At 44.0% G+C, this 12,550-nt stretch carries 14 protein-coding genes; 7 read left to right on the forward strand and 7 right to left on the reverse strand.

Translation table 11 applies throughout. From position 1 onward, the window contains the following. Nucleotides 1–100: 100 nt before the first annotated feature. Nucleotides 101–844, reverse strand: a complete 744-nt coding sequence (locus BK127_RS40555; RefSeq protein ID WP_076238334.1) for a sulfite exporter TauE/SafE family protein — start codon at nucleotides 842–844, stop codon at nucleotides 101–103. A gap of 436 nt (nucleotides 845–1,280) precedes the next feature. On the opposite strand from BK127_RS40555, the gene BK127_RS40560 reads away from it, so the two are divergent. Continuing rightward, nucleotides 1,281–2,123, forward strand: coding sequence for a nucleotidyltransferase domain-containing protein (locus BK127_RS40560; protein ID WP_076238335.1), 843 nt, complete (start codon nucleotides 1,281–1,283; stop codon nucleotides 2,121–2,123). Between the two features lie 158 nt (nucleotides 2,124–2,281). Here the strand turns inward: BK127_RS40560 and BK127_RS40565 are convergent, their stop codons facing one another. Further along, a complete protein-coding gene (locus tag BK127_RS40565) occupies nucleotides 2,282–2,791 on the reverse strand; it encodes a dihydrofolate reductase family protein (RefSeq protein WP_076238336.1) in 510 nt (169 codons plus the stop codon). Next, a complete protein-coding gene (locus BK127_RS40570; protein WP_076238337.1) occupies nucleotides 2,788–3,678 on the reverse strand; it encodes an alpha/beta fold hydrolase in 891 nt (296 codons plus the stop codon). The genes BK127_RS40565 and BK127_RS40570 overlap by 4 nt, the downstream gene beginning before the upstream one ends. Before the next feature lie 141 nt (nucleotides 3,679–3,819). Between BK127_RS40570 and BK127_RS40575 the strand changes: the two genes are divergently transcribed. The 5 genes from BK127_RS40575 (at nucleotide 3,820) to BK127_RS40595 (ending at nucleotide 7,246) form a co-directional block, all read left to right on the forward strand. Continuing rightward, nucleotides 3,820–4,182, forward strand: coding sequence for a winged helix-turn-helix transcriptional regulator (locus BK127_RS40575; RefSeq protein ID WP_076238338.1), 363 nt, complete (start codon nucleotides 3,820–3,822; stop codon nucleotides 4,180–4,182). A gap of 497 nt (nucleotides 4,183–4,679) precedes the next feature. Beyond that, nucleotides 4,680–4,904 carry a DUF896 domain-containing protein gene (locus BK127_RS40580; protein WP_179097802.1) on the forward strand — a complete coding sequence of 75 codons (225 nt, stop codon included), beginning with the start codon at nucleotides 4,680–4,682 and terminating at the stop codon, nucleotides 4,902–4,904. 162 nt (nucleotides 4,905–5,066) lie between these two features. Then, nucleotides 5,067–5,630: an NADPH-dependent FMN reductase gene (locus tag BK127_RS40585; protein WP_076238340.1), complete on the forward strand. Its 564-nt coding sequence runs from the start codon at nucleotides 5,067–5,069 to the stop codon at nucleotides 5,628–5,630. Between the two features lie 38 nt (nucleotides 5,631–5,668). Beyond that, nucleotides 5,669–6,670 (forward strand): type I glyceraldehyde-3-phosphate dehydrogenase, encoded by a 1,002-nt coding sequence (locus BK127_RS40590; RefSeq protein WP_076238341.1) that lies wholly within the window; start codon nucleotides 5,669–5,671, stop codon nucleotides 6,668–6,670. A 210-nt stretch (nucleotides 6,671–6,880) separates the two neighbouring features. After that, nucleotides 6,881–7,246, forward strand: a complete 366-nt coding sequence (locus BK127_RS40595) for a GNAT family N-acetyltransferase (RefSeq protein ID WP_076238342.1) — start codon at nucleotides 6,881–6,883, stop codon at nucleotides 7,244–7,246. Nucleotides 7,247–7,799: 553 nt separating this feature from the next. Here the strand turns inward: BK127_RS40595 and BK127_RS40600 are convergent. Genes BK127_RS40600 through BK127_RS40615 form a run of 4 tightly spaced genes read right to left on the reverse strand, consistent with a single transcriptional unit; the run spans nucleotide 7,800 to nucleotide 9,963 of the window. Continuing rightward, nucleotides 7,800–8,003, reverse strand: a complete 204-nt coding sequence (locus BK127_RS40600) for a hypothetical protein (protein WP_179097803.1) — start codon at nucleotides 8,001–8,003, stop codon at nucleotides 7,800–7,802. 25 nt (nucleotides 8,004–8,028) lie between these two features. Then, a complete protein-coding gene (locus BK127_RS40605; protein ID WP_083689964.1) occupies nucleotides 8,029–8,718 on the reverse strand; it encodes a hypothetical protein in 690 nt (229 codons plus the stop codon). After that, nucleotides 8,711–9,589 carry an ATP-binding cassette domain-containing protein gene (locus tag BK127_RS40610; RefSeq protein ID WP_076238343.1) on the reverse strand — a complete coding sequence of 293 codons (879 nt, stop codon included), beginning with the start codon at nucleotides 9,587–9,589 and terminating at the stop codon, nucleotides 8,711–8,713. The genes BK127_RS40605 and BK127_RS40610 overlap by 8 nt, the downstream gene beginning before the upstream one ends. Further along, nucleotides 9,586–9,963 (reverse strand): GntR family transcriptional regulator, encoded by a 378-nt coding sequence (locus tag BK127_RS40615; RefSeq protein ID WP_076238344.1) that lies wholly within the window; start codon nucleotides 9,961–9,963, stop codon nucleotides 9,586–9,588. Before BK127_RS40615 ends, BK127_RS40610 begins: the two co-directional genes overlap by 4 nt. Nucleotides 9,964–10,932: 969 nt before the next feature. Between BK127_RS40615 and BK127_RS40620 the strand changes: the two genes are divergently transcribed. After that, on the forward strand, nucleotides 10,933–12,550 hold a 1,618-nt coding region (locus BK127_RS40620), incomplete at its 3' end, for an InlB B-repeat-containing protein (RefSeq protein WP_076238345.1).

Consider the following 12,550-nt stretch of genomic DNA (forward strand, 5'->3'; position numbering starts at 1 on the left):
GTATTCCTATTCATCTTCATCGCCACCTCGGGGTTTTTTATATAATTACCCCATTTGGCGACTTGTTAATTTCTTAGTTGCGTTCTATATAGCTTGAATCTCATGGCAATAACAATAGAATTCCGAGTACGATGATAATAATAAATAAGTAACGTTCGAATTTTCCAGCAGGAATTCGATTATTCAAAAAAACACCGAGTGCAGTAGCTATGAGAATAGCCGGTAAAGAATAAGCATAATAAATTAATGCGTCAAACGTCCATAACCCGCCGAGTGCATGTCCTGTAACAACAAGAACGCCAGATATAAGAAAATGAGCTTGCAATGTTCCTCGAAAACGATCCGGATTCCATCGTCGTAATGTACCGTAGACAACGACCGGCACACCATTAAAATTATAAGCACTGCCAAGAACTCCTGAGGCAAATCCGAACGGTAATACCCATCCGCGATCGTTAAGTAATGGACGTTCGATTGCCCGAGAGAGAATCTTCTTAATCAAAGAGTAACAACCAAAAGCAATCAGAAAAATTCCAAGTCCAAACGTAATCACGATTGCAGGAGTAAGATGAAGCAAAACAAGGCCGAAGGGGATTCCGATTACGGTAGAAACTGCTAGTCGGATCAGGACAGGGCGTTCAACGTGACGCCATCCGCTGAAAACGGTTAGTAAAGCAACGGTTAGCCCCGCTAACCCAATTAGGGAAACCGAAGTTTGCAGAGTGATCGGAAGTAGTGCAAGCAAAGGCATGCTCACTATAGCTTCCCCGAAGCCAAACATAGATTTCATCAAGGCACCAACAAAAACCGCAAAGACAACCAGCACAATAAGTGTAGTTGTCATTGTGCAATACCCTCAAAGAAACTAAATTTTATATTTGGCTGTTTTAAAATCCTTGTATTGAAGCCAAAACTTCGCACAATAACACCCTCTTCGTTTATTTTACACCATATTAACACGTGTGAAATGCAATTAAAACATGGATTTTAACACGCATAATAAGCTGTTTGATCGTTTGAAATTGAACAGACAAGGACCTATACATAAATGACAACAAAACGCATTAAAATTGAAATTTGGGGGTGTGAGACGAATTTGATTCAGAGTGGTTTTCAACCATAAAAGCTATGAAACACCGCCTTGATTTGGAATGTTTTTGCGGGTTATATGCTTTGATCATTCACAAGGGCAGGATTGTTTAATAAATCCTCTCCCTTGCAGCCAAGAACAGTAGTTCATTATTATTGACATAATCGAACTTAGGACTGGAGCGAGAATTATGAACGAGCAATACACAATTTCGAATATTGTTGACCACTTAAAACAAATCAGAGGAATGAGTGCTCTGGTTCTCGGCGGTTCAAGAGCTAGGGGGACTGAAAGCCCTAACTCTGATATTGATATTGGTATCTACTACGATTCCGAAAAAGGGCTGGATATTAGCCAACTTCGTCGGGTTGCTGCTGAATTGGATGACGACCATAGAGAAAACTTAGTGACAGAAATAGGCGGCTGGGGACCATGGATTAATGGCGGTGGCTGGTTGGAAGTTAATCAAATTCCAGTTGATTTTTTATTTCGTGATCAAAATAAAGTGTCACATGTAATTGAAGAATGTGTCATGGGAAATATCACAATGGATTATCAACCGGGACATCCCCATGGATTTGCCAACTCGATTTATTTGGCTGAGATCGCGTTGTGTAAAGTGTTATGGGACCCTTCAGATCTTGTAGGAAAACTGAAGAGTAGAACAACCCCATTCTCACCCGTTTTTCAAGAAGCGACCATCCAAAATTTTTTTTGGGAGGCAACCTTTGCTCTCGATAATGGATATAAAGGTATCTACAAAAAAGATTTATCTTATATCGCTGGATGTTGTTTCAGGTCAGTATCCTGCTTGAATCAGGTTTTGTTTGCAATTAACGAAACCTACTTGATGAATGAAAAGGGGGCTGCTGCCATTGCTGATTCATTTAGCATAGTGCCAAGCAAATACGCCCAGAGAATAAATGAGATTTTCACTTTTATCACGGAAGATCAAGAGTGTTTAAAGAAGGCTATTAACATGATTCGTGAGCTTATTCAGGAAACAGAAAATCTAATGAAAACCAAATCGTGATTGAACTGACGAGGAACTAAGGGCAAGTTTTTTGGGGGGACGATCATCCACGGATGTCATGAAAAATAAAAAGACCCCTAGAAAAAGGGTCTTCATGCCCGAGCAGGGTACTTCAGCCTTAACTTCATGGGAACAATCATAATGAAGGTTTAAATCATTTATCGGTCAATCGCATAGCGCAGTTGAACGACGCCACCGCCGAGAGGCTTGCAGTCCAGCAGTTCCAAATGCTTATATTGGTAGTTTTCTTTGTCGATTAAAAGATTTAACCCTTTACCTTCCAAACATGGTGCTACATTGAAAATCATTTCGTCTACAAGTCCTTGGCCCAGAAATGAATTGTGGATATCCGCACCGCCACTAACGAGAGCGGTCTGATGCCCTTTTTGTTGCAAGTAGTCCAAGGCATCCTGAGGCGATCTCGCAACCTTTATGCCAGGGATTTCCGCAGCATTCTTGGAAATCACGACGATTTCGACGTCGCCAAATGGGCCTGGGCCACCGTTGCCGCGCATACCTTCGAAAGTCCGTCGCCCGACAATGAAATTTCCTACAGCTTTAGCGTGTATCGCGAAGTCTTCCAATGCTTCTTTTTTTGGCGGGTTTTCAGGGGTGGATTGCGCATAATTGCCGTTAGCCGTTAAAGTTGCCCATAAAATTGTTTTCATCGTAATACTCCTCCTTGTGTTCGATTCATTATTCTTCTAATGGATGCCGCTACCCGATCCGGACGGTCCTCTTGCACATAGTGCGAGGCATCTTCTAGGACCTCGGTTTCGTTCAAAGGCAAATATTTTTGCCATTTGGTCATCTGTTCGAGGGGGAAGCCAGCACTGTCTTTCGTTCCCCATAGGATTTGTGCAGGCAAATCGTACAAACTCGGCAACTTCGATTCTATGTCGGCGAGCCATGTTCGTGCCTTGCGGATCTGCCTGGGAAATACCCATGTCGGTATTCTGGACTTCGGGGTCGGGAATGGGTCGGTATAAGCTTTTCGCAAGCTGTCCGTGACTTTATCGGCTTGGTATATCCCGTGCGGAACAATGACTTTGGCGAAAAAATTGCGCCGTGTCTGAAGCCAGCGCCCGATAGGCCACCCTCCCATAGCTAGCGAGAACAATTTCATCGGCAAAATTTCCGCAGGCCAAGCCCATGTATTCATTACGACGATGCCACGCAAGTTATTTCGATGCCCTACCGCATAGCTAAGGCCAATCGGACCTCCCCAATCTTGAACGACTACTATAAAATTTTTTAAATCCAAATGGCGAATCAGATGTTGAACGGCAACCGATTGCTCTTGCGGCGTAAAGCGGTAGCCAGATGGTGCTTTTGACATACCGAATCCGGGGTAATCCGGAGCGATGAGACGGAATTCCTCGCGAAGGTCTTTGATAACGTTCCGATATAGGTATGACCACGTAGGGTTCCCGTGCAGGAGAAGGACCGTTGGTCCTTGCCCTTCATCAAGGTAATGAATGTAACCGTCACGGTAAGGGAACCAGTGATCGGTAAACGGGTACTCCATCGGATCTAATTTAAACGGTCTATCCAAAATTGGTCCTCCTCGCTGTTACTTATTAATAACTTTTTTCTTCCTGACTTGATTCACATCATAATCGATCTGTGGTACATTTGGAAAGTAGTTACATTTAAGTGCAGTAGTTTCAAAAAATGAACTATGGAGGGATAACCGATGATGGATCAATCTTGTCCGGGTACCGTTGAGCCTATACTGGAGATTTTGGATGGAAAATGGATGCTTCTCCTTTTGTTCGAACTGTTTAACGGGACCCGACGGTTTGGGGAATTACGCCGCAAGCTGGAGCCCATTAGTCCGAAAACATTGACAGACCGCTTGCGATTATTAGAGGAGAAGGGAATCGTCACTCGTACTCTTTATCCAGGCGTTCCGCTGCATGTCGAGTATGAACTTACCGAGAGCGGGCAGGGCTTGCAGCCGATCTTTGCCGCCATGTGGACGTGGACTCAAGAGCATGGCGCATATCTACGGAAAGAGACGAACGGGGGCGGTCATGGAGCAGAAAAGGTGCTGTGATTTAAGGCCATCCATTGTAGGATGGCCTTAAAACTTGCCGTTACATACAGCGCGGGGAACCTTAGCAGTTCATTGTTTTCAAATCATGCATATTATCAAAAGTATTGCCAAGTTAGCTGCCGCAATCTGCTTTTGTTCATATGGAATCAAAATGCGGAGGAATCGTCAAATCTCTGTTATCTTCTTGGCAGTAACTGTTTCATGTATTTTCTAATGTGGCGCTATTTCCAACTCGGACGACTAAACTAAAGAAGAACGTTAGTTAAATCACAATACAACGGCAGCCGGCACACGATTTGAATCGATACTAGATCACTATATCAATGGGGGACGATTAATTTTCGAGCTGCCTACATCAAAGGAAGCTCTTGATCACTGAACGGGAAATAAACTTAATTGAAAACAAGCTATTGACAGTTATCTTAAAATCATATATCTTTAAAATAAGATAAATGATTTTAAGATATTATTCAGACGACTTTAAGGAGGTAATGAGAATGATTCCAATTTTGAACCGTATTAATGAACTGAGCAGAATTGAGCGCAGTTCAGGTCTATCTGATACTGAGAAAGAGGAACAAGCAGCGCTTCGGACGCAGTATTTACAGATTTTACGCGGGCAACTATTAACAACGCTTCTGAACGTGTCTGTTATGGATGAATTTGGGAACGATGTTACGCCTAAAAGGCTTATTGATAAAAAAGCAGCTAATGATCAATAATTTTTGTCATATATCTTAAATTTAAGAATATATAAATTAAGATAGTTTCGCCGGTTGGCAACCAGCCAGGTTAATATCCGTGGCACCTAAACTAATGTTTTCCCACGCATAGTAAGGAAAGTATTGTATGATTATATGAGAATGAATTCTGGAGGTTGGCTGATGTCAAAAAGAATAGGGATTATTGTAGGAAGTTTGAGGGAAAGCTCTTTTAATCAAATGATTGCGAATTCGATTCCAGAACTTGTAGATTCCGCGGAATATGAATTCATATCGATTGCTAATCTTCCCCTCTATAACGCGGATTTGGATCATGAAGAAGGGCCAGATCCAGTTAAGCATTATCGCGAGGCGATTCAAAAGACGGATGGCATTCTCATTGTTAGCCCGGAGTACAACTCAGGTATACCGGGAGTACTAAAAAATGCACTGGACTGGGCATCGACACCTACCAAAACAGCCGTCTTAATTCATAAGCCTGCAGGTGTGATAGGCGCAACACCTGGCGCAAAAGGGACGATTCTTTCGCAGCAGCAAATCAGGCAAACGTTGGATGCCACCCAGTCCTATGTGATGCCGGCTCAAAAAATGTATATTTCTCAAATCACGGACAAGATTGATTCAAATACTCGTAAGCTCACGGATGATACGACTCGCAAATATTTGCAGCGTTATGTTCAATCATTTTTGCAATGGATTAACCAAGTAGAACGGCTTAATGAGTAGTAAGGATAATAACTAATCTAATATATATGGAGGCTATTATGGGTAAAATTGCGCTTTTTGGATTTGGACGTATCGGAAGACAGCTCCTTCGGGCGGCGTTGCAACAAAATTTGTTTGTCCCCTTTTCCATCTCGGATATTAAAGACGAAGCTACGCTTGCCGCACTTTTTGAAGTGGATACAAATTACAAGCGTTGGCATGAGAAAGTATCTGCTCAAAAAGGCGCAATCGTAATCGGCGACCGGGAGATTCGTTATTTGAATTCGGCCGCTGAATTGCCGAATTGGGGTGAATTAGGCGTTGAATTGGTCATTGATTGTACCGGACGAGCCGTTACGCGATCAGTAGCTGAACTGCATTTGGAGCGAGGCGCCAAAAGGGTGCTTGTCAGCGGTCCGAGCAAAACCTTAGAAGATTGCGACGCAGTACTTCTTAAAGGAATTAACTTAGAAAGCTTCGATCCGGAAAAGCATAAAATCATTAGCATGGCGAGTTGCACGACCAATGCGCTTGCACCGGTAGTCAAATTGGTCAGAGAAAACTATGGCATTCATTACGGATTATTCTCCACGGTACACTCGTATACGAACACGCAATCGTTGACGGATCAGCCGATGAAGGAGCGGCGGGATTCATGGGCAGCTGCCGAGAACATCATTCCGTCATCTTCAGGTGCAGCCAAAGCTCTGAAATTCATTTGGAATGACCTGCAAATCACAGGCAAAGCCTACCGGATTCCGACCCGTACCGGGAGCATCGCAGAACTTAATTTGATAACGGAAAAACGATGCACCGTTCAAGAGATTAACGATATGTTTCGAGAAGCTGCGAGAGAAGGCGAATTAAAGGGCGTTCTTGATGTTTTGGAAGGGGAATGGGCCTCGTCCCGTATCGTAGCTGATCCCCATTCTTCGATTATTGATTTGCCTTTAACCCAAGTACAAGGTGAACTATTGTCTGTCGCTACTTGGTACGACAACGAATGGGGTTATGCTTCACGGTTGGCTGAGGTAGCCTCTTATCTTGTTGCAAAATCATAAGCTAGACGATTGATAATGAATTGGATGCATCTTAGAACGTATGAGCGAAGCCAAAGGCGACAGCCCATACATTCTAAGATGCATCTTTTCTCGTCAAACAGGGTCGTGGATACGGCTGAGCTCTTGTTTCCTTTCTAACGGGAGTTAAACCCAATATGTGGTACTATGTTGTAAAAAATGCTTGGATACTGAAGGAGCGTTTAGTAATGAATGTTGTTAGCGCAACAAATGATGTATCTTTTTGGTCCGATGGTAGCTGACCCGAAGTTTTTTCAGGCAATAGAGAAAAATATAAAACAACAATCTGCGTTTTGCGTGCGGGAAAAAGATGGAATAGCAGGTTCTCGCTTACTCGGAGGAGTTTTATTTTCTTCATCAAAATCCCCAATATACAAAATTGGATGGCTAGCGGTTTCATTTAATGCGAGAAACAAAGGAATAGCAACAGAGCTTCTTAGACATGTCTTGAACCTTGTCGATGTTCCAGCAGAAGTATTAGTGATTACATTCGGTGAAGATATACCAGATGGTCAACCAGCGAGAAGCTCTATCAGAGATTTGGATTTGTACCTTTAATGGAAGTGATTCCAAATGGACCAGAAGGAGGGACACATCAAAAATTTAAGATGATTATGACTAAGAATGATTCAGCTAACGGGACATAGGTCATTGAACTAACGAGGAAGATAGCTGAATGAGACAATTGATGTTTGTAAAAAGTACTTCAAAACTTATTTGTCACCCAACAGCAAGGTCTTCGACTTGCTCAGCGATGAAGGTTCAATTGCATTTTTTGGACCGTCCATGTTCCGTCTTTTGATGATGTCTCTAATCGAATTAGAGAAAGTTACAAGCGATATGCACCTCAATTAAATGATTCCAAAAACCCAACTATGAATATATCTAGTTGTTAAACACTAATTCTAGACATAGACTAATTCCCTGTAGATTAGGAAAATCAGTCCTAGTCTAACGAACGGGCAGTAGAGCGTGGTGGCATCATGCAAGTGTGTCGGAGATTAAGAACAGATATCCAGTCGATTGATTCTTTAATTCTTTCCAATATATAAACCCGCCAATTGCGTTAATTGGCGGGTTTACTGTTAATTAAAATCGCAACTTTGACTTATTAATGACCTATCAGTTCGACCTCGTCAAACATCGTGCCCAAAGAGTTGCCTTCCAGAAGCCACTTGATGGGATCGATGACCAAAGACAGCGTCCCGATTCCGCCAAGCAGGATGATTAAAGCGATTCGGGCCCAACTCTTCCCACGATACATCTTCATAATAATGAAGGTTAGTGCACCAAAGATTAATGTTCTTATGAGCACTTGGATCACAAGGCCGCCAACCGTCTCAAATCAAGGCGCGTCTAGCTGTAAACCACCAACCGCCCAATAGGAGCAGACAGGCGATGATGAATGTCAATCCGAATCCTTGCAGAAGAGAATCGTTAAAGAGCAGCATCAGTAACCCGTCGGCGAGTTTATGTCGAAGCTGCGCGATTGAGGTGAAAACGGGGATCGCCGCAATGAAGGCTGCCCAGATCACCCAGCCCACCGGGTGGTGAAGTCCGGAAAATAATAGATTCAAGAGCGCTAACAGAAACAGGTATGCGCCAAACTGGTAAATGAACATACCGGCAATACCAAATTGATCCCAGTTGAATATTTCGAGAATATTAAACGTATGTTCATAATTCCGGATCAAGTTCAGTTCAAACTTGAACCATACGATGTTAAGCACGGCGAATAAGGCTGCCCATAGCGTGTATACCAACAAAATGTTGAGATAATACTCTTTACGGGTTGCGCCTAAAATAATCACCCTTTTGAAGAAGCTTACAGGCAGAACACTGCCTAATACAAAGATTAAGAACAGCGTAGTCAGATTCGCGGCTGACACCGAAGAATTTTCGCCGGATCGCAATGCAAAACTTATGATCAAATTGGTGATGACGCTGACAGCGAGGATGCCCAGAACAATCCACAGATACAGCCTAAGCTGAAGGAAGGATGCCTTCATTAATACAGTCGTTTTATTCAATTCGCTGACCTCCTTCAATTAAGTAAGAGAAGAATTTCTGAAGCGGTAGCCCTTCAATGGTGATGCCGAGCTTGTGTGCTTGCTGTTTGTCCGCATCTCCGAGCGCTCCGTATAATGCCGCCAGAACGCCCTTACCGTACGGTTCTTGGTAAATGACTTGTTTGCCGTTCGCGAAGCGATCAACGGATTCCCGGTCACCCATCAACAAATGGGAATGGTCGCGGATGTTGTCCACTTCGTCATGCAGTAGGATGGAGCCGGAATTCATTATATAGACTTTCTCGACGACCATCGCGATTTCGTCTATCAGATGTGTGGAGAGCAGAATGGTACGCGGATATTCCGCGTAATCCTCAACCAGAATGCGGTAGAACCGCTCACGCATTAGCACATCAAGACCAAGCACCGGTTCGTCATAAATCGTTAGAGACGCGCGGCTTGCCAGACCGATGACGTTGCCCACTAGGGATTCCATTCCCCTGGAGAGCTGGCGAATTTTTTCGTTAGGGTTCAGATTAAAGGTTGTGAGCAGCTTATGGGCGAAAGGCCAATCCCAGTTCTTGTGGAACACCGACGCAAGTTGCAGGATCTCCATGACTTTGGCGCTGCCAAAGAATAGATTCTTTTCCCGTACATAACAGACGTCCTGTGGCGTTTCCCCTTTTTTGAGCCGGGAGCCTGCGATTTCGATTTGGCCGTTACTGGGGAATATGCTGCCGGTAATCATATTGAGTAAAGTGGTTTTACCGGCGCCGTTGCGGCCGAGCAATCCGCAGATGGTGTGCTCGTGCAGCTTCATTTCGAGATTGCGAACAGCATCGTTCTTACCATAGCTTTTGGTTACGTTGGAACAAGCAAGAATCGTACTCATTTCCGATCATCTCCCGACCTTTGTTTAATCATTTCAATTACGTCTTCATTGGTCATTTCCAGCTTTTCAGCCTCATTGAGCAGCTTGACGACCAACTCGTCATAGAACCGAGCCCTTCTTTTGCTCGTGATCACTTTCTTCGCACCTGCAGCTACGTACATGCCGAGCCCTCTTTTCTTGTATAGAATGTTCTCGTTCACAAGCAATGCGATGCCTTTCACGATCGTAGCGGGATTGATCTGAAACGTGCTCGCAAATTGCGCCACCGATATAATCTGTTCATCCTCACAGTAGACCCCTTTCAGGATGTCATCCTCAATCTTTTCAGCGATTTGCTGAAAGATGGGCTGGCTATCGTCAAAGCTGATCATCATCTCATCACCCTATTAGTATATTAGTCTTGTGACATACTATAATACGTGTTGGTGCTTGAGTCAACACATTCGTTAAAAAAATTTCAATGACACATGTTTGCGAGTTGGAATGGATTAAGTTTTAGCTCCGCCATGCAGGGCATGATGCATATAACTATGAATGCCGTTCGGGTGAATTAATGCGGTGCCCCCGGGATGATGAACTTGGATTTTTATTTTGAAGAACGAGTATAAGACCGTCCGGGAGGTGTCGGATATCTGAACGGGTAATCTTTCCGAACAGCACAAAAATGCTAAATGAGAAGAAACCCACCGTCTTGATCATGACCTTGAGCTTCTTCATGTAATTGATTAGGTCTACTTGCTATATAAAAATGGTAGTCTTACTGGTTGTATCAACTTATTGTTAAAAAATGAATTGACACCTGAGTTCAACGGTCTTCTTCGGGCTTCATCGGTTGTATTATCATGTCCCAGACCACAGAGTTATTGGTAAACGATTTTTCGGCAGAAAATAATTAATTGCGTCAATTAAAAAACCGCGAAGGCTTGATGCTACGCGATTTTTTTCTATTTATGGCTGAATCTTTCATTATTCTTTTATTTGGAAGTAGTAGACTTATAAGAGTGATGATTTGATGTTATTAAACTTAAAGTTAAGAGGAGTAACACGACGATACTATCAACAAGAATAAAGAAGCTTTTTTGCTGAAGCTCGCGCTTATTATAGCTGGGTGTGCTTTTTTTCTGTATTATCGCTTTCCATTCCGTTTATGTCCCCTGCGATGGTTGCGTCTCCATCTCTATGGACCTACTGTGCCGCAGAAATATACTGTGCTTTACGGGGACGAAAATGTGGAATATGGTCGGGCGTGGAAATCGTTGCAAAGGGCAATTTTTTACGGCTCTCGGCAAGGTTGGACACCAGAAAATTATTTTTAATTTATTATTGATGGGAGCGAGATGTAAATGAATAGAAAAGTAAAGCAGACTAATCTTAAATTATTTAGTTCCATGCTGGGGATGCTGATTTTTTTGTCAGGTATAGCCTATATGGGCGCACCAATGGTTGCACAAGCGGCGGCTGAACAATGGGTTGATGTAGGCTCCGCCGGTTTTTCGGCAGGTGGTGCAGTATCTACAAGTATAGCCATCGACAGCAGCGGCACACCTTATGTTGTGTATCAGGATGGGGGTAACGGCTATAAAGCAACCGTCATGAAATATAACGGAAGCTCATGGGAGAATGTAGGCTCCGCTGGTTTTTCGTCAGGTAGTGTAGAATCTACAAGTATTGCCATCGACAGCAGCGGCACACTCTATGTTGTGTATAGGGACTTAGGTAACGGGAATAAAGCAACCGTCATGAAATATAACGGAGGCTCATGGGATAATGTAGGCTCCGTCGGTTTTTCGGCAGGTAGTGTGGAATCTATAAGTATAGCCATCGACAGCAGCGGCACGCCTTATGTTGTGTATATTGATGTGGGTAATGACTATAAAGCAACCGTCATGAAATATAACGGAAGCTCATGGGAGAATGTAGGCTCCGCCGGTTTTACGTCAGGTGAGGCAAGTTATACAAGTATAGCTATCGACAGCAGCGGTACGCCCTATGTTGTGTATATGGATGGGAATAACAGCTTTAAAGCAACCGTCATGAAATACAATGGGAGCTCGTGGGAGAATGTAGGCTCCGCCGGGTTCTCGTCAAGTAGTGTAACTTACACAACTATAGCCATTGGCGGCAACGGCATGCCCTATGTTGTGTATAAGGATTTTGGTAACAGCAATAAAGCAACAGTCATGAAATATAACGGAAGCTCGTGGGTGAATGTAGGCTCCGCCGGTTTTTCGTCAGGTGGTGCAAGTTATACAAATATAGCCATCGACAGCAGCGGCACGCCCTATGTTGTGTATATTGATGGGGGTAACAGCAATAAAGCAACCGTCATGAAATATAACGGAAGCTCGTGGGTGAATGTAGGCTCCGCCGGTTTTTCGGCAGGTACTGCATATTTTACAAGTATAGCCATCAACAGCAGCGGCACGCCCTATATTGCGTATCAGAATATAAGTAACAGCAGTAAAGCAACCGTCATGAAGCTTACAAAGACATACACTGTAACGTATGACGGCAACGTCGCTTCGTCCGGCAGCGTGCCGACGGACAGCAGTACCTATCACGACGGAGGTACGGCCACGATTCTGGGCAACACGTTAGGCTTAGTGAAAACGGGCTACAAGTTCGCGGGTTGGAATACGAAGGCGGACGGAACCGGAACGGATTATGTAGCTGATGACTCGATCAGCATAGGCTCAGCCGATGTGACACTGTACGCGAAGTGGGCAATTAATGCCACAATGCCAAACATTACTACGCAGCCGACGGGCGCAACGGCGAATGAAGGCGCCAACGCACCTCTGAACGTAGCAGCTACGGTGAGTGACGGGGGGACGCTGAGCTACCAATGGTATAGCAACACGACCATGAGCAATAGCGGTGGCACAGCAATCAGCGGCGCCATGAGTGCATCGTATGCAGCGCCGACAACAACGGCGGGAACGACATACTACTATGTCGTCG

Source organism: Paenibacillus sp. FSL H7-0331 (genome assembly GCF_001956045.1).